Source organism: Cryobacterium sp. MP_3.1, assembly GCF_035984795.1.
In the GTDB taxonomy this organism is placed as follows: Bacteria; Actinomycetota; Actinomycetes; order Actinomycetales; family Microbacteriaceae; genus Cryobacterium; species Cryobacterium zongtaii.
Genome location: NZ_JAXCHV010000024.1, coordinates 12,414 through 37,795 on the forward strand (window position 1 = coordinate 12,414; position 25,382 = coordinate 37,795).

General features: G+C 68.9%; 21 protein-coding genes and 1 pseudogene. 8 read left to right on the forward strand and 14 right to left on the reverse strand.

Going from position 1 to position 25,382, the window contains the following annotated elements; all coding sequences use genetic code 11:
- Nucleotides 1-18: 18 nt before the first annotated feature.
- The 5 genes from RCH12_RS13915 to RCH12_RS13935 all read left to right on the forward strand — a co-directional run bounded on the left by RCH12_RS13915 (nucleotide 19) and on the right by RCH12_RS13935 (nucleotide 3,911).
- Nucleotides 19-1,284, forward strand: coding sequence for a sensor histidine kinase (locus RCH12_RS13915; protein WP_327017252.1), 1,266 nt, complete (start codon nucleotides 19-21; stop codon nucleotides 1,282-1,284).
- Nucleotides 1,281-1,937 (forward strand): response regulator transcription factor, encoded by a 657-nt coding sequence (locus RCH12_RS13920; protein WP_088456098.1) that lies wholly within the window; start codon nucleotides 1,281-1,283, stop codon nucleotides 1,935-1,937. The genes RCH12_RS13915 and RCH12_RS13920 overlap by 4 nt, the downstream gene beginning before the upstream one ends.
- The gene (locus tag RCH12_RS13925; RefSeq protein WP_327017253.1) at nucleotides 1,937-2,704 is read left to right on the forward strand and encodes an alpha/beta fold hydrolase; all 768 of its coding nucleotides are present in this window, start codon (nucleotides 1,937-1,939) and stop codon (nucleotides 2,702-2,704) included. The genes RCH12_RS13920 and RCH12_RS13925 overlap by 1 nt, the downstream gene beginning before the upstream one ends.
- A 119-nt stretch (nucleotides 2,705-2,823) precedes the next feature.
- A complete protein-coding gene (gene rpsT / locus RCH12_RS13930) occupies nucleotides 2,824-3,084 on the forward strand; it encodes a 30S ribosomal protein S20 (protein WP_088456096.1) in 261 nt (86 codons plus the stop codon).
- 119 nt (nucleotides 3,085-3,203) lie between these two features.
- The gene (locus tag RCH12_RS13935) at nucleotides 3,204-3,911 is read left to right on the forward strand and encodes a hypothetical protein (protein ID WP_327017254.1); all 708 of its coding nucleotides are present in this window, start codon (nucleotides 3,204-3,206) and stop codon (nucleotides 3,909-3,911) included.
- 36 nt (nucleotides 3,912-3,947) lie between these two features.
- Here the strand turns inward: RCH12_RS13935 and holA are convergent, their stop codons facing one another.
- From holA to RCH12_RS13965, 6 genes are all read right to left on the reverse strand, one after another.
- Nucleotides 3,948-4,991 (reverse strand): DNA polymerase III subunit delta, encoded by a 1,044-nt coding sequence (gene holA / locus RCH12_RS13940; RefSeq protein WP_327017255.1) that lies wholly within the window; start codon nucleotides 4,989-4,991, stop codon nucleotides 3,948-3,950.
- Nucleotides 4,992-5,017: 26 nt separating this feature from the next.
- Entirely contained in the window at nucleotides 5,018-7,447 is a 2,430-nt protein-coding gene (locus RCH12_RS13945; protein ID WP_327017256.1) for a ComEC/Rec2 family competence protein, read from the reverse strand.
- Nucleotides 7,448-7,458: 11 nt separating this feature from the next.
- Nucleotides 7,459-8,256 carry a helix-hairpin-helix domain-containing protein gene (locus RCH12_RS13950; RefSeq protein ID WP_327017257.1) on the reverse strand — a complete coding sequence of 266 codons (798 nt, stop codon included), beginning with the start codon at nucleotides 8,254-8,256 and terminating at the stop codon, nucleotides 7,459-7,461.
- Between the two features lie 173 nt (nucleotides 8,257-8,429).
- Nucleotides 8,430-11,006, reverse strand: a complete 2,577-nt coding sequence (gene leuS / locus RCH12_RS13955; protein WP_327017272.1) for a leucine--tRNA ligase — start codon at nucleotides 11,004-11,006, stop codon at nucleotides 8,430-8,432.
- A gap of 93 nt (nucleotides 11,007-11,099) precedes the next feature.
- Nucleotides 11,100-12,668: an anthranilate synthase component I family protein gene (locus tag RCH12_RS13960; RefSeq protein WP_327017258.1), complete on the reverse strand. Its 1,569-nt coding sequence runs from the start codon at nucleotides 12,666-12,668 to the stop codon at nucleotides 11,100-11,102.
- Nucleotides 12,669-12,730: 62 nt separating this feature from the next.
- On the reverse strand, nucleotides 12,731-13,111 hold the full coding sequence (locus RCH12_RS13965; RefSeq protein WP_327017259.1) for a hypothetical protein: 381 nt from the start codon (nucleotides 13,109-13,111) through the stop codon (nucleotides 12,731-12,733).
- 105 nt (nucleotides 13,112-13,216) lie between these two features.
- Here RCH12_RS13965 and RCH12_RS13970 point away from each other — a divergent pair, with 105 nt between their 5' ends.
- Nucleotides 13,217-13,870 (forward strand): DedA family protein, encoded by a 654-nt coding sequence (locus RCH12_RS13970; protein ID WP_327017260.1) that lies wholly within the window; start codon nucleotides 13,217-13,219, stop codon nucleotides 13,868-13,870.
- On the opposite strand, the gene cydC is transcribed toward RCH12_RS13970, so the two are convergent.
- Genes cydC through RCH12_RS13990 form a run of 4 tightly spaced genes read right to left on the reverse strand, consistent with a single transcriptional unit; the run spans nucleotide 13,842 to nucleotide 19,688 of the window.
- Nucleotides 13,842-15,596, reverse strand: a complete 1,755-nt coding sequence (cydC, locus tag RCH12_RS13975; RefSeq protein WP_327017261.1) for a thiol reductant ABC exporter subunit CydC — start codon at nucleotides 15,594-15,596, stop codon at nucleotides 13,842-13,844. The two genes, RCH12_RS13970 and cydC, sit on opposite strands and share 29 nt — an antisense overlap.
- Nucleotides 15,589-17,259: a thiol reductant ABC exporter subunit CydD gene (gene cydD, locus RCH12_RS13980; RefSeq protein ID WP_327017262.1), complete on the reverse strand. Its 1,671-nt coding sequence runs from the start codon at nucleotides 17,257-17,259 to the stop codon at nucleotides 15,589-15,591. The genes cydC and cydD overlap by 8 nt, the downstream gene beginning before the upstream one ends.
- 5 nt (nucleotides 17,260-17,264) lie before the next feature.
- Complete coding sequence (gene cydB / locus RCH12_RS13985; protein WP_103431734.1) at nucleotides 17,265-18,269, reverse strand: cytochrome d ubiquinol oxidase subunit II; 1,005 nt, start codon at nucleotides 18,267-18,269, stop codon at nucleotides 17,265-17,267.
- A gap of 9 nt (nucleotides 18,270-18,278) precedes the next feature.
- Nucleotides 18,279-19,688, reverse strand: a complete 1,410-nt coding sequence (locus tag RCH12_RS13990; RefSeq protein WP_088456086.1) for a cytochrome ubiquinol oxidase subunit I — start codon at nucleotides 19,686-19,688, stop codon at nucleotides 18,279-18,281.
- 90 nt (nucleotides 19,689-19,778) lie between these two features.
- Between RCH12_RS13990 and RCH12_RS13995 the strand changes: the two genes are divergently transcribed.
- Together RCH12_RS13995 and RCH12_RS14000 are read left to right on the forward strand one after the other, a co-directional pair.
- On the forward strand, nucleotides 19,779-20,159 hold the full coding sequence (locus tag RCH12_RS13995; protein WP_088456085.1) for a BlaI/MecI/CopY family transcriptional regulator: 381 nt from the start codon (nucleotides 19,779-19,781) through the stop codon (nucleotides 20,157-20,159).
- A gap of 53 nt (nucleotides 20,160-20,212) precedes the next feature.
- Complete coding sequence (locus tag RCH12_RS14000) at nucleotides 20,213-21,169, forward strand: M56 family metallopeptidase (protein WP_327017263.1); 957 nt, start codon at nucleotides 20,213-20,215, stop codon at nucleotides 21,167-21,169.
- Between the two features lie 86 nt (nucleotides 21,170-21,255).
- Here the strand turns inward: RCH12_RS14000 and RCH12_RS14005 are convergent, their stop codons facing one another.
- The 4 genes and pseudogenes from RCH12_RS14005 to RCH12_RS14020 form a co-directional block, all read right to left on the reverse strand.
- Complete coding sequence (locus RCH12_RS14005; protein WP_327017264.1) at nucleotides 21,256-22,830, reverse strand: DUF2142 domain-containing protein; 1,575 nt, start codon at nucleotides 22,828-22,830, stop codon at nucleotides 21,256-21,258.
- Between the two features lie 94 nt (nucleotides 22,831-22,924).
- Nucleotides 22,925-23,356, reverse strand: coding sequence for a DUF2304 domain-containing protein (locus tag RCH12_RS14010; protein ID WP_327017265.1), 432 nt, complete (start codon nucleotides 23,354-23,356; stop codon nucleotides 22,925-22,927).
- A 4-nt stretch (nucleotides 23,357-23,360) separates the two neighbouring features.
- Nucleotides 23,361-24,089 carry a glycosyltransferase family 2 protein gene (locus RCH12_RS14015; protein WP_327017273.1) on the reverse strand — a complete coding sequence of 243 codons (729 nt, stop codon included), beginning with the start codon at nucleotides 24,087-24,089 and terminating at the stop codon, nucleotides 23,361-23,363.
- A gap of 591 nt (nucleotides 24,090-24,680) precedes the next feature.
- A pseudogene (locus RCH12_RS14020) lies at nucleotides 24,681-25,079 on the reverse strand (glycosyltransferase family 2 protein); the annotation flags it as partial.
- Between the last annotated feature and the right edge of the window lie 303 nt (nucleotides 25,080-25,382).

Below are 25,382 nucleotides of genomic sequence, written 5' to 3' on the forward strand. Positions count from 1 at the left end.
GATTAGGCTGGGCGCACCATGTCCAGCCTCGCACTCCGCACCTCCCCGCTCCGCCGGGATCCCATGCCGCCCGCCAGCATCGGCGAGGGTCTTCCGCACTCGGCGCTCACCCCGGTGTTCTCCGGCCTGCGGATCGGCCTGCACGTCCTGATCATCGGGCTGACCGGGCTGGTCATCGTGCGGACCGTGTTGGGGGCGGTGCCGAACCCCGCCGCCGTGGTGAGCCTCTCGCTGCTCTTCCTGGCCAGTTACGTCGGCGGCAGCGAGCTGGCCCGCCGCCGGCCGTGGCGATGGGTCGTGCCGGTCTGGATGGCCGTGCTGCTGGTGGAGTGGCTCGCACTGACCCTGCTGGCACCGGATGCCGCCTTCATCGTCTTCCCGCTGTTCTTCCTGCAGCTGCACGTGCTGCCCCTCAGAGCCGGTATCCCCCTGGTCCTGCTCAGTGTGCTGCTGACGATCTGGGCGATGAGCTTCCACGTGGGCCTGAGCCTGGGCGCCACCCTCGGCCCGCTGGTAGGCGCCGGCGTGGCGGTGGCGGTGGGCCTGGGCTACCGGGCACTGCTGCGCGAGGCCGCCGAACGACAGAACCTGATCGAGGATCTGCTCGCCACCCGCACCGAACTGGCGGCCACCGCACGCGACGCGGGCACCCTCGCCGAGCGGGAACGCCTGGCCAGGGAGATCCACGACACCGTGGCGCAGGGGCTGTCGAGCATCCAGATGCTGCTGCACGCCGTCGAGGGCCGGGTGTCCGATCCGGCGGCCTTGGAGCACCTGCGCCTGGCCAGGGATACCGCGGCAGCCAATCTGCAGGAGACCCGCCGGTTCATCCGGGAGCTCACCCCGCCGGCCCTGGACAGCCAGACGCTGCCGGGCGCACTCGCCAGGCTCGCCTCGTCGGCAGAGCGCACCGCACCGGTCGGCGATCACGCCACCAGGGTCAGCCTGCATGTGACGGGTGACCCGATCGCGCTGCCGATGTCGCTGGAGACGACCCTGCTGCGGATCGCGCAGGGCTCGCTCGCCAACGTCGCCCAACACGCCGGCGCCAACCGCGCCGAGGTCACCCTGAGCTACATGACCGATGAGGTGGCCCTCGACGTCGTCGACGACGGGCGCGGTTTCACCCTCACGGACGCCACCGCGCAGAGCCCCGACTCGTTCGGCCTGGTCGCGATCCGGCAACGCGTCGAAGCGCTCGGCGGCTCCTTCGTCCTGGAGTCCGCGCCGGGCCTGGGCACCGCGGTCGCGGTGCGGTTCCCGATTCGTCAGGCGCTGGCATGATCCGGGTGCTGCTCGCCGACGACCACCCCGTGGTGCGGGCGGGACTGCGCGCCATGCTCGGCGCCGAGCCCGACCTGGAGGTCGAGCTGGAGGCCGGCACGGCGGAGGAGGCCGTGGCCCTGGCCGCCTCCGGCCGGGTCGACGTGGTGCTGATGGACCTGCAGTTCGGTGGTGCGCTGCCCAATACCGACCCGCCCGGCACCCCTATGCAGGGCGCGGAGGCCACCCGGTTGGTCCGGTCCCGGCCCGGCGCCCCGCACGTGCTGATCCTCACCAATTACGACACGGATGCCGACATCCTCGGTGCCATCGAGGCCGGCGCCAGCGGGTACCTGCTCAAGGACGCGCCGCCCGCCGAACTCGTCGCCGCCGTGCGGGCCGCGGCGGCGGGACAGAGCGCACTCGCTCCGGCCATCGTGACCCGGCTGGCCGACCGGTCGCTCGTCCCGGAGGGCCGACTCTCCCCCCGCGAGGTCGAGGTGCTTGCCCTCGTGGCCGCCGGCCGCTCCAACCGGCAGATCGGCCAGGACCTGTTCCTCAGCGAGGCGACGGTGAAGTCGCATCTGGTGCATATCTTCGGCAAGCTCGGCGTCGGCTCGCGGACCTCCGCCGTCGCCAGCGCCCGCGCGTCGGGCACCCTGCGAGGCGCCTGATGCCCAGCGCCGGCTACCGGGTCCCCGTCGTGCTCGTGCACGGGATCCGCACCTCGGCCAGCATGTGGCGACACCAGCTGGAGTGGCTGGCGGCGGCGGGACATCCGGTTGTCGCCGTGGACCTGCCCGGCCACGGCTCGCGCCTGGGCGAGCCGTTCACTCTCGACGGTGCGCTCGGTGCCATCGATGGGGCAGTCGACGCCGTCGATGGGCCGGTGCTGCTCGTCGGGCTGTCGCTCGGCGGCTACTACGCCATCGCCTATGCGGCCAGGAACCCGGACCGGGTGCTCGGCCTGGTGGCCGCCGGGTCGTCGTTCGAACCGGGCGGGCCGGGACTGGCCGCCTATCGGTGGCTCGCCCGGATCATCCACAGGTTCCCGGACCGCGGTCTCTGGCTGCACACCTTCCTGGTCCGGCGGATGCTCCCGCCGGCCGGGGTGCGGGATGTGCTCGACGGCGGCGTGGCCCTGGACGTCATGGACGCGGGCCTCGCTGCGACGGGGCGGTTGTCGCCGTTGGCCGATCTCGGGGCGTTTCCCGGACCGGTCTGGCTGGTCAACGGCGCGTACGATCACTTCCGCCTGCACCAGCGACGGTTCCTCGCGGCTGCGCAGCGAGGCACCCTCGTGACGATTCCCCGGGCCGGCCACCTGGTCAGCCTGCATCGGCCGCACCGGTTTGATACTGTGCTCAGGCGCATCATCACCGAGATCGAGGCCGATCCCGATCAGAACTGGTCCGATTCGGTCAGCCGGCCGGGCAGATAACTGGTATCGTTGCCTGTTGGCTTGCGTGTTGGGTCCCACCCCACACGATTTTCGCCGCACGGTGCCCTCTATCACCGGGCGGCCCATCCGAACAAGAACCTAACGAAAGCGTATAAAACGTGGCAAACATCAAGTCGCAGATCAAGCGGATCCTCACGAACAAGAAGTCGCAGGAGCGCAACAAGGCGGTCAAGAGCGAGTTCAAGACCGCCATCCGGGCCACGCGCCTCGCCGTCACCGCTGGTGACAAGGACAAGGCTGTCGCCAGCCTCGCCGTTGCTTCCAAGAAGCTCGACAAGGCCGTCAGCAAGGGCGTCATCCACCAGAACCAGGCAGCGAACAAGAAGTCCGCTATCGCCAAGGCTGTCAACGCGCTCTAAGCAGCACCGCTCGTCAGTAACACAGATACACCCCCGTCCTCCTGGGCGGGGGTTTTCTGTGGTGCCGCCGGATCCGGCCGGCCCTTTCCGAGGTGCCCGGCCGACGCTATGGTGGCGTCGTGACAAGCGAGCAGACCGGCCCGGTAAAACCGTCCGCCTGGCGCCATCAGGCCCGGTTCCTCGGCGGCGCGTTCGCCGTGGCAGCCGCCGTCATCGCGGTCGGCCTCTGGTCAGCCCCCGCAGTCACCGCATACGAGGGCCTGAACCCCTGGGTGTTCGCGGGGCTGCTCGGCTTCATCCTCGTGTTGACCGGGGCCTGCGTCCTGTTCGCGGCCTCGCTGCCCACCGCTCCCCCCAACACCGCTCCCCCCAACACGGCACCGTCCACCACCGCACCGTCGAACACCGCACCGTCGAACACCGCCCCCGCCGCAACGCTGCCGGCGACCGCACCTGCCGCGCAGCCGGCAGCTCACCCGGCCGCACACGCGGCAGCCCCCCGGCGGGGGCTGACCATCCTCGGGTCGGTGTTCGGCGTCGTCGGCCTCGCGCTGGCCGCTCTCGCGGTGGTGCTCACGGTACTGTTGCCGATGCCCACCCAGCGGATCATGGTGCAGTTCACCGACCTGTATGGCCGGGTCCAGCTGGAATACTGCCCGTCCCTGCCGGCGTCGTTCGCCGCGACGGCATCGCGGGCCGATCTGGCCGGCTCCTCGACCATCCTGCCGGTGAAGGTGAGCGGGGATATCTGCGGCGACCCCGAGTTCACCGATGGGGTGTGGATCTACCTGAACCGCTCCTCGGTCACAGTGTCCGGCCAGCCCTGAGCCGGCCTCGGCCGCTCGGTCCGGGACCGGCCGCCCTCATTCGCCGCGTTTGGCGATGACCGTGACGAGCCGCTCGAGCGCGAAGATCGGGTCTCTGCCCGCACCCTTGACGGCCGCGTCGGTCTCGGCGAGCATCACGATGCACCGGGCCAGACCGTCATCGCTCCAACCGCGCAGATCGCGTTGGGCGCGCTCCACCTGCCAGGGGGCCAGGCTGTAGGTGGCCGCCAGCTGGGCGGAACCGCCGCGCACGCCGAACAATTTCGCCATGGTTCGGACCTTGCTGGCGAAAGCGGCGACGATCGGGACAGGGTCGGCTCCTGACGACAGCGCGTGCCGCAGGGTGACGAGTGCCTCGCCGAGACGCCCGGCGATGGCGGAATCGGCGACCTTGAAAGCGTTGGTCTCGACTCGGCCGCCGTAATAGCGGTCCACCGTGGTCTCGGTGACCTCGGCTCCGGTGTCGGCGATGAGCTGCTGGCAGGCGGCGGAGAGCTCGGCCAGGTCGTCGGAGAACGCCGCCACCAGCGACCGCAATGCGCTCGGGGTGACTCTTTTGCCCGCCGAGCGGAATTCCGCGGTGGCGAAGTCGTGCTTGTCCGAATCCTTCTTGAGCTCGGCGCAGACCACTTCCACGGCGCCGCCCACGCCGCTGCGGATGCTGTCCAGGAGCTTCTTGCCGCGCACGCCGCCGCCGTGGCGCAGCACGACGTAGGTGTCGTCTGCGGGGTTCTGCAGGTAATCGATGGCCTCGGTGAGGAAGGTGTCGCTGCACTTCTCAACGTTGCTCACGCGGATCAGCCGCGGCTCGCCGAACAGCGAGGGGCTGGCCAGGGTGAGCAGCTCACCGGGCGCGTAGCTGTCGGCCTGGATGTCGCTGACCTCGAGGCTGGGGTCTTCCAGCTTGAGGAAGTCCCGCAGCGACCGGATGGCGCGTTCGGCGAGGAACGTCTCGGTGCCAGAGACGAGCACGACGGGAGCCGGGCGCACCTGATGCCAGGCGAGCTGCGGGATCTTCGCCGTGCCGGCCTTGGCGGCCGGTTTGCCGGTTCGTGCCTGTGCGGTTGTTCGTGCGGCCACGCGGCTCCCTTCGCTACCAACCCAGCCTAACCGGCGCCTGTGACCTTCTCCGTCCAGACCACGAGTCCCCGCCGGGCCGTCGGGGCACCGGTACCGGGCGCGACCACCACCATCCCGTCCTCGTCGGTGCGCAGCACGGTGGTTCCCGCCGCGCCGAGGATGTCGAGCACCGACCGGGTGGGGTGTCCATAGCCGTTGTCCGCACCGACCGATACGACTCCGATGCTCGCTTCGATCTCGGCGTAGAGGGCGGCGCTCTGATCGCGAGAGCCGTGATGGGCGACCTTGACCACGTCGACGGCACCGATCTGACCGGCGGCCAGCAGCCCCTTCTGGGCCTCCTCGTCGAGGTCGCCGAGGAAAAGCGACCGGATGCCGCCACCGTGAAACGTCATGCTGACGCTGCCGGGGTTCCCGGTCTGCATGAGGGTCGAGCCGCGGATCGGCCATAGGATCTCCCAGATCAGTGCGCCGAGGGCACCGGTGTCGCCGCGGGCGGTTTCGCGCACGTCGGCCCCGCCGGCCGCCAGTCGGTCGTGCAGCGCCGCATCCTGGCTGTTCTCCGGCCGGCCCACCAGTGCGGTGTCCACCCGGCCGATCACCGCGGCCAGACCGCCGATGTGGTCCAGGTCGTAGTGGGTGAGGACCAGCAGATCGACCCTGTCGATGCCGAGGGTGTCCAGGCAGTCGGCCAGCAGCGCCGGGTCCGGGCCCACGTCGACGAGCGCGACCGACGCACCGTCACGCACGAGCACGGCATCGCCCTGGCCGATGTCGCAGGCGGCGATCTGCCAGGCCGTGGGGAAGACTGCGGCCCGCCCCAGCCCTGTGCCGACCGCGCCTCCGATCGCCCACCCGGCGACCACGCAGACCAAGGTCCCGCTGGCGGTCCGCACCAGCACCGTCATCCGGCCGGAGCCGCGAGAAGCAAGCAGAGTCAGCACGGCGACGGTACAGGCCACGATGAGGACCACTCCGAACGGTCCACCCGGCCAGGGCAGGCTGTGGGAAGGCAAACCGGCGGTCGTGGTCGCGACAGCGGCGATCCAGGTGGCCGGCAGCCAGGCCAGCCACACCAGCGGGGTCGCGAGAACGGGTGCCCAGGGCAGGAGAAGACAGGCGACCAGGCCGGCAACGGTGGCCACCGGCGCGGCGGGGGCTGCGAGCAGGTTCGCCGGCACCCCGTAGACCGGGAGCGTCGGACTGAGCATGACCAGCACCGGCTGGCAGGCCAGCTGAGCGGCGATCGGGATCGAGAGTACCGTGGCGACGGGCGTGGGAAGCCAGCGTCTGAGCCGACGGCTGAGCGGCCCCGCCAGCACCAGCAGCCCGAGGGTGGCCAGCACCGAGAGCGCGAAGCCGTAATTGCGGGCCAGCCAGGGATCGATGATCAGCAGGCAGAGCGAGGCCATGGCCAGGGCAGGGAGCCCTCGCCCTGGCCGACCGAGCGAACCTGACAGCAGAACGATGGTCGCCATGGTCGCGGCCCTCACCACGCTCGGTTCCGGGGTGACGAGCACCACGAAGCCGGCCAGCACGACCAGCCCGCAGACCAGCCGCCACACCCGGCCGAGGCCCAGCGCGGCTGCTGCCACCAGGACGATGGCGAGCACAATGGCGCAATTGGCTCCGGACACCGCGGTGAGGTGGCTGAGCGAGCTCGTCTTCATATCCTGGTCGAGGCTGTCATCCACCGCCGTGGTGTCACCGATCGCCAGCCCGGGCAGCAGGCCGGCTCCGTCACCGGGCAGCTCGGCGGACGCTGTCGCGAACCCCTCGCGAACGGCGTTCGCCCAGGCCAGCCACCACGGCGCGGGGTGTACCGGTTCCGGTGGGGCTCGCCCGAAGATCAGGACGGCGGCCGCGTCACCCGGCTCCGTTGCACCGAGAGTGCCCGTCATCCGGATCCCATCGCCGATGGCGGGGGTCTCAGCGGATGCCGGGGCGAAGACGACGACGGGCACCGACAGGCCGGCCCCGGCTAGGGAAGTCTCCCCCGTGCTCGCCTGACCGGTTGGCTCGCCGATGGAGGTGAGCGTGGCCCGGAACCGCATCTGCACCCCACCCCCGATGGCCGACCGACTGCTCTGCGCCGGCGCCGACCAGACCGTGAGAACCATGGAGGCCTCGCCGTGTCGGGCTGCCACGGCGCGAACGGATTCGGGCAACCGCACGGGCGCCTGCACCGCGACGGACAGCCCGGCCAATGCGGCCGCAGCGCAGCACACCGCCACGGTGGCCAGTACCGGGCGGACGCGCTCCACCAGGAAGCCCGTGCCACGTGCTCGCGACCCGGTCACGAGTGCACCGACGGTCAGCAGGGCGGCGGCGGCCGCTGCCAGGCCGGCCACGAGGGCTGCCTGCGTCGTCGTCGCCACCAGCAGCCCGGCCGACAACCAACATGCCGCGGCCGGCAGTACCAGCCGCAGGTCCACACTGTTCAGGCTTCGCGTCATGCCGTCCTGATTCATACGGTGATCAGGTCCGTGAGCGCAGCGAAGGTCTTCTCGCCGATCCCGGTCACGTTGCGCAGATCGTCGATGCTCGCGAATCTGCCCTCCGCCGCGCGGTAGTCGAGGATGCGCTGGGCCATCACCGGGCCGATCCGAGGCAGCGTGTCGAGGTCCTCCAACGTGGCCGTGTTGAGGTTGACCTTCACCGCTGCACCCCCGTTTGCGGCGCCCGGTGCGCCGCCGGGCGTCCCGGCGCCTCCGGCCTGCGCCCCGGCAGGTGGACCGGGCGCAATCTCGCCGTGCGCCGGAACGTAGAGCTGCTCGCCGTCGGCGACGAGTCTGGCCAGGTTGAGGCCGGCCTCGTCTGCGCTGGGGAGCAGACCGCCAGCGGCGGCGACCACGTCGATGACCCTGGCACCCTCGTGCACTTCGAACAGGCCGGGATGCGCGACGGCACCCAGCACGTGCACAAACACTCCGGGTGCTTCCGCTTCGCCGGTCGGCGCACCGGTGCCGCGCGGGTCGGACTGCGCTCCCGGGGTCGCGCCGGTGGGCGGACCCGCTGTCTGGCTCGCACTCGCGTCGTCCACCCGTGGGTCCGCGCCCGGATTCGCCGGCACCGCAACGCTGTGGCCGACCTGCCCGATGGCGGTCACGGTCACGCTGATGCCCAGCGCCGCGAGCAACAGGACGATGGCCGCGCCCACCCCGATGCGTATCCGGGTGCGGCCGGGGCCGGCCGACCGGGACCCCGGCAGCCCAGAGCGCGCGCGGGACGACGGCGTCAAACTGGCGAACGGGTCAAAATCCATGCGGACAGGCTAAACAGCGCGCCCGCTCGCGCCGGTTCCGTGCGGGGATCTGTGTCGAGGCGACGGTCGGCCGGGCTGTGGAGGAACCCCCGCGGGGCGCCGAGGTTTTGGAGCCGGTCCAGGTTGTGGTGGTTACAGCGCTCCGCCCCGCCTGTGGAGGCGGGGCGCGCAGCCTAAGCGGCGGGCTTGGTGACGATGCTCACCATCCGGGGAGCCCGCACGATCACCTTGATGATCTCGCGGTCGCCGATCGAACGGATCGCCGCGGCCGACGCACGGGCGAGGGCCTCGAGGTCGTCGCTGCTGATCTTCGGGGAAACCTCGAGGCGGTCGCGCACCTTGCCGTCGACCTGCACCACCGCGGTCACCGACTCGGCGACCAGGAGGCTGCGGTCGGGCTTCCGCCACAGGGCGAGCGCGACGCACGGCTCGTAGCCGAGCCGCTCCCACATGTCTTCGGCCGTGTACGGGGAGAACAGGTTCAACGCCATCGCGGTGACCTCGGCGGCTTCGCGCACGGCGGCATCGGCCGGTCCGACACCGGTATCGATCACCTTGCGGGTCGCGTTGACGAGCTCCATCATTCGCGCCACGACGACGTTGAACTTGAACGACTCGATCAGCGAAGGGGCGTCGGCCAGGAACCGGTGGGTGACGCGGCGCAGGGCAACGTCCCCGGTCTTCCACTCCACATCCGGAGCACTGGTGACGTCGCGCGCGACGCGCCAGGCACGGGCCAGGAACTTCGCCGAACCGACCGGGGACACGTCGGCCCAGTCGATGTCGTCTTCGGGCGGGCCGGCGAACGCCATGGTCAGCCGGACGGCGTCGACGCCGTACTTGTCGACCTCCTCGGTGAAGTAGACCAGGTTCCCCTTGCTCTTGGACATCTTCGCACCGTCGAGGATCACCATGCCCTGGTTCAGCAGAGCCGTGAACGGTTCGGTGAAGGTGACGTAGCCGAGGTCGAAGAGCACCTTGGTGATGAAGCGGGCGTAGAGCAGATGCAGGATGGCGTGCTCGACGCCTCCGACGTACTGGTCGACGGGGGCCCACTTGTCGGCTTCCTTCGGGTCGAACGCCTTGGTGTCGTCGGTGGGGTTGAGGAAGCGCAGGAAGTACCAGGAGCTGTCCACGAAGGTGTCCATGGTGTCGGCGTCGCGCTTGGCCGGGGTGCCGTCGATGGGGTTGACGACGTTCACCCAGTCCGCGGCACCGCCGAGCGGGGAAGTGCCCTTGGGCTTGAGGTCGAGGCCGTCAGTGGGCGGCAGCAACACCGGCAGCTGGTCCTCAGGAACCGGGATCTCGGTGCCGTCTTCGCCGTGAATGATCGGGATGGGGGTTCCCCAGTAGCGCTGACGGGAGATCAGCCAGTCGCGCAGGCGGTAGTTCTTGGCCGCCCGCCCGGTGCCGTCGGCCACGAGCTTGTCGATCATCCGCTTGATGGCGTTGGCCTTGGTGAGGCCGTTGAGGGCCCCGGAGTTGACCAGGCGGCCGTCGCCGGTGAGCGCGACGCCGGTCTGGGCGGGGTCGAGGGCGTCGGAGTCGAGGGACGGCAGTTCTTCGGAGCCGTCCAGCATCCCCGGGGTGATCACCGGGATGACACCGGTGACCGGCGCCGTGGTGTCGACGACGACGCGTACCGGCAGGTCGAACCGCAGGGCGAAGTCGAGGTCGCGCTGGTCGTGCGCCGGAACCGACATCACGGCGCCGTGACCGTAGTCGGCCAGCACATAGTCCGCGGCCCAGATCGGCAGGCGCTCACCGTTGGCGGGGTTGATCGCGTACCGTTCGAGGAAGACGCCGGTCTTCTCCCGGTCGGTGGCCTGGCGTTCGATCTCGGTGCTGTTCTGCACCTGCACCAGGTACGCCGCGAAGCGCTCGCGCACCTCGGGTGAGGCGTCGGCGACGAGGTCGGCGGCCAGGTCGGCGTCGGGGGCGACGACCATGAACGTGGCACCGAAGAGGGTGTCCGGGCGGGTCGTGAAGACACTGACCGGTTCCGCGCGGCCTTCGATGGTGAAGTCGACGTCGGCGCCGATGGAGCGGCCGATCCAGTTGCGCTGCATGTTCAGGACCTTGGCCGGCCAGGTGCCCTCGAGCTGGTTGAGGTCATCGAGCAAGCGGTCGGCGTAGTCGGTGATCTTGAAGTACCACTGGGTGAGCTTCTTCTTCACCACGACGGCGCCGCTGCGTTCGCTGGTGCCGTCGGCGAGCACCTGCTCGTTGGCGAGCACGGTCTGGTCGATCGGGTCCCAGTTGACCCAGCTGTCCTTGCGGTAGGCCAGGCCCTTCTTGTACAGCTGCAGGAACAGCCACTGGTTCCACTTGTAGTACTCGGGGTCGCTGGTGTGCAGCTCGCGGGACCAGTCGAAGGATGCCGCGTAGAGCTTCATGCTCTTCTTCTGCTGCGCGATGTTGTCGTAGGTCCAGCCGCGCGGGTCGATGCCGCGCTTGATGGCGGCGTTCTCGGCGGGCAGGCCGAAGGAGTCCCAGCCGATCGGGTGCAGCACGTTGAAGCCCTGCTGGCGCCAGTAGCGAGCGACGATGTCGCCGAGCGCGTACACCTCGGCGTGGCCCATGTGCAGGTCGCCGGACGGGTACGGGAACATGTCCAGCACGTACTTGCGCGGCCGGGTGTCGTCGGGGTCGCTGGTGCGGAACGGCTCCAGCTCGTCCCAGATCGGCGCCCACTTCGCCTGGATGGCGGCGAAGTCGTAGCCGTCTTCGTCCTCGGGGCCGTTGGACATGGTGTCGTGCTCGTGTGCCACGTGACTCTCATTCATTGTGGTGAGGTGGCGTCTACGCGCAGCGAAGTGATCCCGCTGGCGACGCCCAAGCTCCTAGGTTACTAAACCCTGACCATCCGCCGGGTCCGGCGCCGCGGCGGACGCCAGGATCGCGCCGATCAGTGCCCTGGCCTTGATCCGGGTCTCCTCGATCTCCTCGGCGGGCACCGAGAGCGCCGTGATGCCTCCCCCGGTTCCGATCGAGGCGCCCGCCGGGCCGAGCACGATGCTGCGGATGACCATGGCCAGGTCGACGGCGCCGTCGTTGCCGAGGTAGCCGAAGGCCCCCGCGTAGATGCCACGGTCGCCACCTTCGAGCGCGGCGAGGATGCTCATGGCGCTGGCCTTGGGCGCCCCGGTCATCGAACCGGCGGGGAAGGCGGCTTCGATGGTGTCGACCGCGGTCATCCCCGGCGCCAGCTGGGCGACGACGGTGCTGACCAACTGGTGCACGTGCGGGTAGCTCTCGACCTGCAGCAACGACGTCACCGCGACCGTGCCGAGGGCGGCCACCCGGCCGAGGTCGTTGCGCATCAGGTCGACGATCATCAGGTTCTCGGCGCGCTCCTTGTCGCTGGCGAGCAGTTCGATGGCGAGCATCCGGTCGGTGACCGGATCGGGAGATCGAGGCCTGGTGCCCTTGATGGGACGCGTTTGCACCCGACCCCGTGGTGTCACGGAGAGGAATTCCTCCGGCGAGGCGCTCAGCAGCGCATGGGCGCCGAACCTGAGCAGGCCGCCGTGGTGACTCGGGCTGCCCGCGCGCAGCTGCCGGTACACCGTGCCGGGGTCGAAGCTGCCGGCGATGGTGATCTCGTTGGTGAGGCAGAGCTGATACGCGTCGCCAGCTTCGATGCGATCCTGGCAGGCCTCGATCAGGCGGGCGTACTCGCCGGCGTCGTGCCGCCAGCGCACGTCGACGGCCGTGGCGGATGCCGGATGCAGCAGCGGGCGCGCCGGCGCGTCCTGCGGAGCGGCGTCGGGCAGCCGGCTGCTGAGGTCCCGAGAGCTGAGGTCCCGAGAGGTGTGCAGTGCCCACTCCTCGATGGCGTCCGGGGAGAGGTCGGGCCCGCTGGCGGCAAGCAGGGTGACCGTGCGGGCGGCGTGGTCGAAGGCGATGACACGGTCGACGTAGAGCAGTGCGGCATCGGGGGCATTGTCGGCCTGCTCCCCCGCCTCGAGACCGGCGGCGGACACGGCTAGACCGTAGCCGAACCAGCCCATCCAGCCGAGCCGGAAACCGACCTCGTCCGGAGAGGTCCCGTCCGCCGACGTCGCGCGCACGGTGTCCAGGTCGGCCCGCAGGAAGTCGAAGATGGTGCCGGGCGTCGTACGGGCCTCAGTGGCGGCGTCGAGCGGCCGGGAACACGTTACCGTTCCGGTCCGGGCCGACGCGGTGACGAACCGAGAGCGGTCGTGGGCGGCCGCCAGATAGCTCACACCTGCCGTCGCGCCGGTTCCGGCGTCCAGCCAAACGGCATGGCTGGCCTCGCGGTGCAACAGATCGAAGGCCGCGGCCGGGTCGATCCAGTGCGGGAGCCGACGGGAGAACACCGGGTCGGGCGGCATCCGGGCCGGGCGTCGGGTGACGTCCGGTTGCGGAAGGCTGGGTGTCGACGGCATCCCCTCAGCCTAGAGCCGCGGAGATGACTCCCGAAGGTGCAGGCCTGTCCTCCTGGCCCTGTCTACAGCTCGTGGGCGATGAGCGCGATGACGAGGCCCCAGCAGGCACCAGTCAGCAGAGCCAAGGCGATCCTGATGGCACGCGGCCTGAGCCACGGGATAAGTGCGAGAACCAGGGTCATGGCCACCGCGGCAAGGATGCAGGCGGTGATCGCCGTGCCGGTGTCTGCGGGGTACGGGCCCTGCCAGCTGCGGCACCCGCCCCATGGGCACCCGCTGAGTCTGGCGAGAGCGAGCGCGGGCAGACCGACCACGAAAACCAGGGGCATCGCCCAGAGCAGGTGCAGGGCGCTTCGGCGCTGGATCACGATACGGCGGCGGTGCGCACCATCCTGACAGTTTCGCCAGGGTGGGGGCCGCGCATCCTTGTTGCCATGGTCCATGGTCGTGCACACATTCTGCAGGGTCCAGCACCCAGTTCAGGGGATCACGGATCCCCGGCCACGCCCGCACACCACCCGCGCAGGCACACGCTTTAGGCTGGCGAGGTGAACGACGTACTCAACTGGATCCTGGACGCCGTGAGCTCCGTCGACCCCGTCGTGCGCACCCTGCTGGCGGGCGTGGGCATGCTCCTGGAGACGTCGGTGCTGATCGGATTGGTCGTCCCTGGCGACACCATCGTGATCGTGGCCAGCACGGCCGTGGAGGGACCCGTCGAATACGTCGGCTTGGTGCTGGCGGTCATCCTGGGCGCACTGGCCGGTGAGAGCATCGGTTTTTGTCTGGGGCGCCGATTCGGCCCGTGGATCCGGCTCAGCTGGCTCGGCCGGCGCATCGGTGAGAAGAACTGGGCGGCCGCGGAGCGCTACCTGGCAAGGCGCGGCGGGATCGCGGTATTCCTCTCGCGGTTCCTGCCGGTGCTGCACTCGGTCATCCCGCTCACCGTGGGCATGAGCACCATGCGGTATCGCACCTTCCTCACCTGGACCGTGCCGGCCTGTGTGCTCTGGACCCTGGCCTACGTGAGTGTGGGCGCCGCCGCGGCCGAGGGATACCGCAGCATTTCAGACCAGCTGCACTTCGCGGGGTACCTGTTCGTCGGCGCGATCGCTGCCTTCGGCGTGGTTGTGGTCCTCGTCAAGCGCTGGCTGAAGCGCCGGGAGGCCAGATTCATGGAACGAGAGCTTCCCCCGGAGTAGAGTCCAGCTTCAGGCCGGATCCGGCCGTGAGAGTGTAGGTGCTCGTGATCAGCCCGACCGGAACCGGGGTGTGCGAGATGAGCAGGACGGCCCGGCCGGCGTTGGCCGACGCCGACAGGATGTCGCGAATCAGCGCGTCGCCGAGGCCGGTGTCTACGTTGGCCGTGGGCTCATCGACGATGAGGACCGGGAAGTCGGCCAGCAGCGCCCTGGCCAGGGCTATCCGCTGGGCCTGGCCGCCGGAGACGAGGGCCCCGCGCTCGCCCACCCGGGCATCCAAGCCGCCGCGCCGGCGAACCCAGTCGGCGAGCCCGACCCGGGCAAGCACGTCGAGAAGGTCATCGTCGGTGGCGGTGTCCCGCGCGAAGAGCAGGTTCTGCCGTACGGTGTCGTCGAACAGCCACGGTCGTTGCTCGCACAGTCCCACGATCCGCCGCACCTCGGACGGAGCCAGGTCTCTGGCTTCGACGCCGTTGACCCGGTATGACCCTGTGTAGTCGAGGAAACGCACCAAGGTCTGCGCGAGGGTGGTCTTGCCCGCTCCACTGGCCCCCGCCAGGTGGACGCGGTCGCCGGCGTTCAGCCGCAGCGTCACCCCGGCCAGCGCGGGGTGATCTGTTCCCGGCCAGCTGGCGCCCAGCGCCGTGAGCTCAATGAGCGGGTTGCCGGTCTGGGGCACGACGGCGGTCGGCTCCGACGCCTCCCGCAGGGCGACATCCGACGGAATCTCGGCGGGAATCGTCTCGGGCACCGCCGTCGCCACCCGCTCGGCACTGGATCGGACCTGGCGCCAGGCACTGATGGCCGGGGGGATCATGGCGAAGACCTCGAACACTGCCATGGGAATCAGCACGACCACGGCGAGGGCGGGGCCGGACACGCCGCCGGAGCCCAGGGCCGGGATTGCCGCGATGAGTGCGAGCACGGTCGCGGCGCCGGCGCACAGTGAGATCACGGCGGCCTGCACTCCGGCTCCCGTTGAGCTGCGGAGCGACGCCGTCCGCAGCCTGTTCTCCACCGCTGCGAGGGCGGTCAGTCGGGTCTCGAGGGCGCCGAAGGCCGTGAGCACGTCGAGGTTCTCGACGACCTCGAGCACCTCGTCGGCCAGGGCGCCTCGAAGCGGCGCCAGGTCGCGTTCGGAGCGGGCCGACAGCGCCGCTGTCGCGAGGGTGCCGACGATGCCGGCCACGATCAGGCACACCATCAGGGTGAGCCCCGCCGACGGCAGCACCCACCAGACCCCGACGACGCTGAGAACGGCCACCAGGCCCGAGGTGGCCAGGGGCTGCACGACCCGCAGCGGCAGGTCCTGCAGGTCGTCGACATCGCGCACCAGCCGGGTCAGCAGGTCGCCCCTCCTGGTGCCGGCGAGTCCGGCCGGGGCCAGGGGCAGCAGACGGGCGAAGATGCCCAGCCGCAGATCTCCAAGCTGGCGGAACGCCGCATCGTGGCTGAGCAGTCGCTCCAGATAGCGGAGCGCCGCGCGGGACAGGGCGAACGCGCGTACTCCGACGACGGCCAGGCCGAGGAACAGGATCGGCGGCATTTCGGCGGCGCGGGTGATGAGCCACGCCGAGCAGGCCAGGAGCGCCACCGCACTGGCGGCGCTGCCCACCCCGGCCGCGAGGCCGGGCAGGCTGCGGCGTGCCGGCGGTTGGGCGAGTCTGAGCACGGCCCAGGTGGCCGTTGACACACCGAGGGTGACGGGAGAACGTCGATCAGACATGGGCGACCTCGTTCAGGTGGACGACGTGGTCGGCGGCGGAGACGAAGGCCGGGCGATGACTCACGACGATGACGATGCGGCCCTGGCCGGCCAACCGGCGCAGTCCCTCGATGAGGGCCTGCTCGGCGATCGTGTCGAGAGCCGAACTCGGCTCGTCGAGCACGAGGACCGGACAGTCCAGGGAGATGCATCGGTAGATGGCCCTCGCAGCGGCGACCCTCTGGGCTTGACCGCCGGACAGTCCCGCCCCGTTGACACCCAGGCGCAGTTCGGGATCCAGATCGCCGGCGCCCGCCCACCGCAGTGCGGTGGTGACCAGGGCGTCATCGGTGGCGTCGGCGCCGAGGGCGACGTTGCTCGAGATACTGCCGGAAAACAGGCCGGCGCGTTGCCCGGACCAGGCGAGCCAATGCCGACTGTCGTCGGGGCGCACGGCCCTGGCGCCGAGGAGCAGCCTGCCGTCGTGGGGAATGAAGCCCTGAAGGGCACCGATCAGGGTGGACTTGCCCACGCCGCTCGGCCCGCTGAGCACGCTGAGCTCCCCGGCGGCGAAGTCGGCGCTGAGACCGTCGATAATCGTGGCGTCGCCGCGGCGGATGGTGACCGCGTCGAAGCGGAGGGTGTCGACGCTGTCGGCGTCGTGGGGCGAGGTGGGGACAGCGGTGCCGGCCGTCCCTTCCGAACCGACCCGGGGTGCAGGGGCCGGGAGGTCGTCGTTTTCCAGGATGGCGAAGACCTCTTCGGCCGCGGCGAGGCCGTCGGCCGCGGCATGGAACTGCGCGCCGACCTGGCGCAGCGGCAGGAAGGCCTCCGGCGCCAGCAGCAGCACGAACAGGCCCACACCCAGCAGCAATGACCCGTCGACGAGCCGCAGTCCGATGGACACGGCGATCAGGGCCACCGAGAGACTGCCCGCGAGTTCCAGCGCGAATCCGCTGAGGAACGAGACCCGCAGCACCTTCATGGTGCGGCCCCGGTACTCGTCGGTGAGGTTGCCCAGGCGGGCGGTTTGGCGGCGGTCCCGCCCGAAGATCTTCAGGGTGGCCAGACCGCCGACCACGTCGAGGAAACCCGCCGACAGCCGTTGCAGGGCATCCCATTGCTGACGTTGCACGACCTGGGTGGCCTGGCCGATCAGGATCATGAACACGGGGATGAGCGGAAGCACGATGATCACCGTGATGCCGCTGGCCGGGTCCTGCCAGAGCATCACCAGCACCAGGATCGGCGTGGCGATGGCCGTCAACAGCAGCTGGGGCAGGTACCTCGCGAAGTAGTTGTCGAGTGCGTCCAGACCGCTCGTGACCACTGTCGCAACCCGGGCGGACTGCTGGCCGGCCAGCCAGTCCGGTCCGCGCTCGGCCAGTCGGCGAAGAACCGCGGTGCGCAGCTGACTCTTCACGGCTGCGGCCCCCCGGCTGGCGGCGACCTCGAGCAGCCACACCAGTGTGGCGCGCAGGATGACCACGGCGGCCAGCGCGGCGACGGTGCTGCTGAGCGCCTCCAGCGACTCGCCGCTGACCGCGAGCGTGATGCTCTGGCTCAAGAACCAGGCGAACGCGACGACGGTGAGGGTCTGGGCCAGGCCCAGAACCGCACCGACGAGGAGGAACCACCGGGCCGCGGAGGCATGGGTGAGAAGCCGAGGATCGAGGGGACGCATCCGTTTTAGTGTACGGCGGCTTCGATGTGCGACCGGCTGATCCGCTTGCGGAACACCCAGTAGGTCCACCCCTGGTAGCCCAGGATCACGGGGGCCGCGATCAGCGCGGTCCAGCTCATCACCTGCAGCGTGTACGGGGTGGATGACGCGTTCTCGATGGTCAGGCTGTTGGCCACATCGTTGCTGGCCGGCATCACGTCAGGGAACAGCGACGCGAACAGGGTCAGCACGGCGAAACCGATGGTGACGGCCATCAGGCCGAACGCGGTGCGCTCGTTGCCGCGCAGGTTGGCCAGGTACGCGGTGATCAGGGCCACGGCCGCGACGGCGGCGAGGATGCCGGAGGCGAGGGTGCCGTAGGCGAGCGTTGTCCAGACCAGGAAGGATGCTGCCACGACGATGGTGACCAGCCCCGACTTGATCGCCAGGGCGCGGGCCCGCACCCGGATGTCGCCCTCGGTCTTGGTGGAGACGAAGATCACGCCGTGCGTGAAGAAGAGCAGCAGCGTGGTGAGGCCCGCGAGCAGCGCGTAGGGGTTCAGCAGATCGAAGAAGCTGCCGATGTAGTTGAAGTTCTCGTCCAGCGGCACGCCGCGGACGACGTTGCCGAAGGCCACGCCCCAGAGCAGGGCGGGCACGGCCGAACCGACCACGATCATGGTGTCGAAGGACTTCTTCCACTTCAGCTCGGGCCGCTGGTGCCGGTACTCGAACGACACGCCTCGGGCGATCAGCGCCAACAGGATGAGCAGCAACGCCAGGTAGAAGCCGCTGAACATCGTGGCGTACCACTCGGGGAACGCGGCGAACAGTGAGGCGCCGGCCACGATGACCCAGGTCTCGTTGAGGTCCCAGACCGGGCCGATGGTGTTGATCAGGACGCGGCGGTCGGTGTCGTCCTTGCCGAGGAACGGCAGGGACATGCCCACCCCGAAGTCGAACCCGTCGAGGACGAAGTAGCCGATGAACATCGCGGCGATGATCCAGAACCACAGGATATTGAGTTCCATGGTGAGCTCCTAGTAGACCGTGGTCGTGTGCTTGATTTCGCCGGACACCGGGTCCGGCGCCGGAGCGTCGTCCGGCCCCTTCTGGACCGCCTTGAGGATCAGGCGGAATTCCACCACGGCGAGGGCGCCGTAGAGCAGGGTGAAGGCGATCAGAGAGATGAGGATCTCGAGCCCGCTGACGTTCGGCGAGACACCGTCCGCGGTTTTGAGGAGGCCGAAGACCAGCCACGGTTGCCGGCCCATCTCGGTGAAGACCCAGCCAACGCTCATGGCCAGCAACGACATCGGGAAGGACCAGATCGCGATCTTCCACATCCAGGTCTTCGGGCTCCGTCCCTTGCGGGTGAACCAGAGGCCGGCGACGGCGACGAGGATGTGGGCGATGCCGAGCCCGATCATCCACCGGAACGACCAGTAGGTGACCCAGATGATCGGCGCGTAGTCGCCGGGACCGTAGAGCTGCACGTACTGCTCCTGGAGGTTGTTGATGCCCTCCACCGTGCCGTCGAAGGTGTGCGTGGACAGGAACGACAGCAGGTACGGGATGCGCACGGAGAAGAGTTCACTGACACCGTCGGGGGTGCCGAGGGTGAAGATCGAGAAGGAGGCCTCGGCGCCGGTGGCCGTGTTGTACATGGCCTCGGCCGCCGCCATCTTCATCGGCTGCGCCGCCACCATCGCCAGGCTCAGCTGGTCGCCCATCAGGGTGGTGAGGGCTCCGGAGATGACCATCATCCACAGGCCGAACTTGAGCGCGGGCCGCATGGTCTCGAGGTGTTGATTGCGGGACAGGTGCCAGGCTGCGACCGAGATGATCAGGCCGGCGGAGACCATGAAGCAGGCGAAGATCGTGTGCGGGAAGGCCGCGAGGGCGATCGGGTTGGTGAGCAGCTCGCCGATGCTGGTGAGTTCGGCCCGACCCTTTTCCTCGTTGATCTGGTACGCGACAGGGTTCTGCATGAAGGCGTTGGCGGCAATGATGAAGTACGCCGACGCGATGCTGCCCACCGTGGTGAGCCAGATGGTGGCCAGGTGCAGACCCTTGGGCAGCTTGTCCCAACCGAAGATCCACAGGCCGATGAAAGTGGCCTCCAGGAAGAAAGCGGTGATGCCCTCGAACGCCAGGGGCGCCCCGAAGACGTCGCCGACGAAGCGGGAGTAGTCCGACCAGTTCATGCCGAACTGGAACTCCTGCACGATGCCGGTCACGACGCCCATGGCGAAGTTGATCAAGAAGATCTTGCCGAAGAAGTGGGTCAGCTGGAGGTACATGGCCTTGTTGGTGCGGTACCAGGCGGTCTGGAAGATCGCCACCGTCGTGACCAGGCCGATGGTCAGTGGTACGAACAGGAAGTGGTAGATCGTCGTCAGGCCGAACTGCCAGCGCGACAGGAGTAACGGATCAAGCCACTCGTTCATATGCCCTCCAAGACGGTTTTTCTACGTGTCGTAGAAGACTACTATTCTACGTTCGGTAGAAAGCGCAGTTTCGCTTGGTAAAGTTTCCTCATGGGAAGTCTGGGCGTGCTCGAGCGAATGCTGATGGACCTGCTCTGGTCTGCCGACGCTCCCCTGACCGCCAACGAACTGCGTGATGCTCTGCTCGATCCCGCCGCCACCGGCGCGAAGCCCCTCGCAACGACGACGGTGCTCACCGTGCTGTCGCGCCTGGAGAGCAAGGGCTTCGTCACTCGCGACCGCGATAGCCGGCCGCACGGGTACACGGCAGTGAGTTCTCGGGCGCAGCACACCGCCGAGCTCATGCACGAGGTTCTGGGCACGACGAGCGACCGCACGGCGACTCTGGCCCGGTTCATCGGAAATGTCAGCCCGCAGGAGGCGCAGACCCTGCGCGCCCTGCTTGAGAGCATCGGCCCGTCGCCGGAGTGACGATGGCCGTCATCTCCGGCACGAGCCTGTCGGCCCTGGCCGGGTAGCGCGCCGTGCTCAACACCGCACTGGCCCTGATGGCGCTGGCCGTCCTCCTGGCCTGGCCCGTTCCGATCCTGCTTGCCGGGGCAGACTGGCCGCCTCGCGCGCCCGGCCTGGCCCTCGCCCTGTGGCAGTCGATCGCCTTGGCCGGTGGCATCTCGATGATCGGCTCGTTGCTGGTCTTCGGCCTGATCCCGTTCGGAGCCACCCCCGTGTCGGCCCTCGGCGCCCTCGCCGGGCACGTCGCGGCCGGCACTCTACCCGCCGGGGCCACGCTGGCGGGGGTGATGGCGCTCTGCCTGGCGTTGATCCTCGGCACCCACCTGCTGCTCAACCTCAGTGCCACGTTCATCCGCGCCGAGCGGCAGCGCCGTCGTCACCACACCCTGATCGGACTGCTCAGCGATCCGTTGCCCTTCGATACCGAGGGCACCAGGGTCATCGATCACGCCGCGCCGATCGCGTACTGCCTGCCCGGGGGCACCAGGTCGGCCACGGTGTTGTCCAGGGGTCTGCTGCACCTGCTGGATGCCGACCAGCTGCGTGGCGTCGTGGCGCACGAGCGCGCCCACCTGCGTCAGCAGCACCACGTGGTGTTGCTGGCGTTCAAGTCCTGGCACAGCGCCCTGCCCTGGTTCCCCATCGCCAACCGCGCCGAGAACGCGGTGGCCCTGCTGGTGGAGATGATGGCCGACGACCAGGCCAGGCAGGCTGTCGACGACCGCACCCTGGCCAGGGCGATCGCACTCGTGGGCACCGCCCACCTGGCGGAGGTCTCCGGCACCCAGACGCCGCTCGCGGCCGCGGGCGGCCTCGATGACGTGTCCTCGGCAGACCTGGTCGGGCCGCGGGTGAGCCGTCTGCTGGGCGAGGTCCCCGGGCTGAGCACGGCGGCGCGCACCCTGGTGGTCTCCGCGACCGTCGTCCTGCTCCTGCTGCCGCCGGCGCTGCTGCTGCTCACGACCTGACGCTCGCGGGTCGCCCTCGGAACGGTCCCCCGGGACGGTCCCCCGGGACGGTCCCCCGGGACGGTCCCCCGGGAACGCCTGCGCGGTTAAGCCGCAGCGGCCGGTTCGGGCCTGGCGGCGTCGAGCGGGCCCACCGCCGTGCGGGACTCGCGGAATGCCGCCCGGTACGTGAGCTGCGCGCCCACCGTCACGGCGGCGGCGAGAACGGCCGTGAGAATGAGCCATCCCACCGGCGGTTGCCAACTCGGTGCCAGGAACATGGCCTCGATGCCGCCGTTGACCGTGACCATGTACCGCCGCAGGGTGGAGACGAACGAGAACACCTGCCCGATCGACAAAAGAACAAGCAGGGTGATCACGAACCGTTTCAGGCCCGCGGAAGGCTGTGGCCTCTGATCGGAATCGTCGATCGCCAGACCGCAGGCGACGAGGAGGCACATCATCATGGCCAGCATGTAGCGACCCTGCCAGATGCTGCCGATCGAACTGATCAGGATGGCCTGCGTGATCGCCGGCACCAGCACCATGACCAGGGCCAGGCCGAGAACGGCGAACTTTCCCCGCCGCGATCCCCAGGCCACGGCGGCGACCAGCACGGTCACGATGCCGAAGCTGAACACGATGATGCTGAAGCTGGGCGAGGGTGTGTCGGTCCAACCGAAGAACCCGATCAGCCCGTCACTGAAGTCGAGCGTACGCAGCACCATCGTGAAGAACTCGATGGTCGGGCTGCTGCCGGTGTTGGCGGTGGGGTGCTCGGCGAAGGTGGCCAGGCCGAGGTACCACGCGACCGTCAGTCCGCTGACGAGGCCACATGCTCCGATGGCCACCCAGGCAGCCGGTTGGCGGACCAGACCCGCCACGACACGCGGATTGGCGAACACGAGTGCCGCTCCGACGATGATCAGCACCCAGAGCAGCGAGATGCTTCGTGTGCTCAAGAGGGCCGCGGCCGTGACGACCACCAGTGCTGCCCGTTCCCACAGGAGACGTCGGGAGGCCGGTGTCCGCAGGGTGAGCACCAGGGTGGCGAACAGAGCCCCCGCCGACGCGACTTCGACGCCGTTGGGATTGATCGACCCACCGAGATACAGCACCATCGGCGTCACCGCGACCGCGGCAGCGACGATGACCCATCGGGACCGGGGCAACTGCATCAACTGCATGAACATCACGGCCAGGGCGGCGGCGGACAGTACCGCACTGAGCGCTCGCATCGCATACAACGCCGGTGTCCCGTCAATCACCAGCGTCGGCAGCCCGACGATGGCGTAGTAGGCGGGGCTGTTCAGCCCGGCGGACGTTCCGGTGACCACGATGTCAGTCGGATCGCCCTCGACAGGGCGAACGCAGCCAGCAGAGATATCCGGCCGGAATTTGTAGCAGCTGAGTTCGTGGGCGTGGGCAACGGACCGCGGGACCTCAGCACGAGCCAGCGACAGGTCCTGGTCCCAGGGCACACTCGCGATCTGTCCGCGGGCGACGGCGGCGGCGCGGATCGCATGCGACGCCTCATCGGGTGCTGACATCATCGGCGACGCCAGGGCCCACAGCAGCATCGGGGCCAGGACGACCACAAAACTGGTGACAAAGACCCGCCATCGGCGGCCGGTGCGGTCTAATGGTGCCGATGACGTATCGCTGGTTGCTGCTGTCTTCATGCCGCTGCTGTGTCCGCATCTATTGAACCGTTCGGCGGGGCGACCGCGGACGGGAGGAAAGGAATCGCGGCGGGGTGCCCACGCCGCGGAAAGTTTAGCGCTCGGGTCGGAGCTCCTGGGTATCCGGCAGTCGCACTCCGCGGCCGGTCGCGGTACCGTGCAGATCTTCGGAATCCACGCGGCTTTCCAACTCGCGCAGGCGCAGATCCTGCAATGCAGACATCTCCACGAGAGTGCGGGTCTTGCTTTCCAGATCGGTCAATTCGGCGCTGTGCTGGATACAGACGAGAAACAACACGGCGATGCTCACGAAGAAGACCAGGTTGGTCGGCACATCCACTCCGAAGCGCGCCGCCGCCCAGATGAGAGTGTCCGGGAACACGCTGATGATGAGCGCGAGAAGGCCGGCGATGACCCACCACAGCGCGTGGCGCTCACGCAGGCGTCGTCGGCGTAGCATCTCGATCACAACGCCCAGCGTCGCGAGAGCGGCAAGGACGCCGATGATATAGGTGGAAAAACTCACGGACTCAGGCCTCCGGTCGAAGTGGCAGCGACGGACGAATGAGTGCGAAGCACAGGGCGACGAAGGCCCGGCCGAGGTAGGCGGCGGATCGAAGCGGGTTGTGTGACGGCTGCCCCCCTGCGCGCACCCGCATGATGACAGGCACCTGTTCGATACGGCAGCCGGCACGAGAAGCGATGACAAGGGCCTCGATGGTGTCACCCAGGTACTCCGCCGGATAGTGCGACGCGAACAGTGCGACCGCACGAGGCCCGGAGGCCTTGAACCCGGAGGTCGTATCGGTCAGCGTGGTCCGCGCGGTGCGGCTGAGAATGACGGACAGCACACGCATAGCCCATCGACGGGGTCCGCGTGCCTCGTAGTCGCCGACTCCGGCGAAGCGGGCACCGATGACCAGGTCAGCGTCACCGAGTCGCTCGAGCAGGGCCAGCACGTTCGCCGGATCATGCTGGCCGTCTGAATCGATCTGCACGACATTGTCGAAGCCGTGAGCAATGGCGTACTTGAAGCCCAGTCGCATGGCACCGCCGACCCCGAGGTTGACCGGAAGCTCAGCGACGACGGCACCGGCGCGACGGGCACAGGCCGTCGTCTGGTCGGCCGAACCGTCATTGACCACCAGGCAGTGCACCCCCGGCAGAGCGGAGAAGACTTCACGCACGACGTCACCGACGGACTCTTCCTCGTTGAAGGCCGGCATGACGATCAGGGTACGCGCGAGAACCGAGGACATGTCCTGGGCGAGCCTCACCGGGCTGGCCCCGACGGGCGGGACCGAGACGCTCCCGAGGGAGCGGTCCCCCGGCGTGATCGCCAGGGCGTGCCCGAGGAGAGCGCGGGTGCCCCGGCGGTCCCTGGCCGTGATGGACGCGGGGATGCGGGTCACGGCGTTGAGCCGGGAAGAATAGTGGCGCGAGGCGACCCGCGCCGCACGTTTCCACCCCATGGCGGTCATCCGCTCCGCACACTCCGCGAAGTAGCGCTGCTCTTCGACGAAGCGTGAGCCGTCGTCGGCCTTCCACGAGGAGACGCTGCCGGAGTGCCGGCGATACCGGAAACTCGGCTGGTCGTCGAGCACGAGCGTGCCACCGGCTACGACGATGTCGATGAGCAGGGCGAGATCGAGGGCGACATCGAGGTCGTCCCGGAAGCCGTGTCGGTGCAGACGCGACGTGCGCCACGCGATGGACGGGAAGTAGGTCCAGGCGCCCGCGAGAAGACTCGATGCCAGCCGTTCTCCGGAGATCTGCGTCGCCCCGGCCACGCGTGGCCGATACCAGCCCTTGACCCGATCGGCCAGGGGCAGGACATCCTCGCCGGTGGCGTCCATGACCTGGACCCCCGGCTGAACGAAGTCCGCATCGGGGAATTCCGCGACAAGCTGACGAATTCGGGCCACATAGTTGGGCAGGAGGAGGTCGTCGCATCCGACGATGGTCGTGAAATCCGCGGTGGCCAGTTCGGCGCACTTCTTGAAGTTGCCGCTCACGCCCAGATTGATCTCGTTGCGGAGGTAGACGATGCGGGGATCGTCCAGACCGGCCACCCAGGCTCCCGGGGCGGCATCCGGATACTGATCATCGATCACAACGAGTCGCCAGTTCGGATCCGTCTGCGCCAGAACACTCTCCACCGCGAGCCGGAACAGAGCCGGATCGCCGTAGAACGGCATCATCAGGTCGACGGAAACGGCCTGGATCTCACGAGCGCTCGACGACGTCATGAGCGACCGACGTCTGCGCTCGGTGCGGACGCGGCACGAGCGACGTCAGCGTCGCTGCAAACCGTGTGTTCCAGCGAAGATGTGCTTAACATTCTGATGAGGACTCTCTGGTGACTATCGATCGGATCTCCGGCGGCCCAGGGCCATGTTGCCGCGACGTTCACCCACCAGTCTAACGACGGGAATTCCAACGAGCCGCGCTGACCCGCGAGATGGGGTGATATCGCTGGAGTGTCATCGAGGGGGTGTAGCCGACACAGTGTAATAGAGTACCTAAAAGTACTGAATGGCAACACGCGTTCA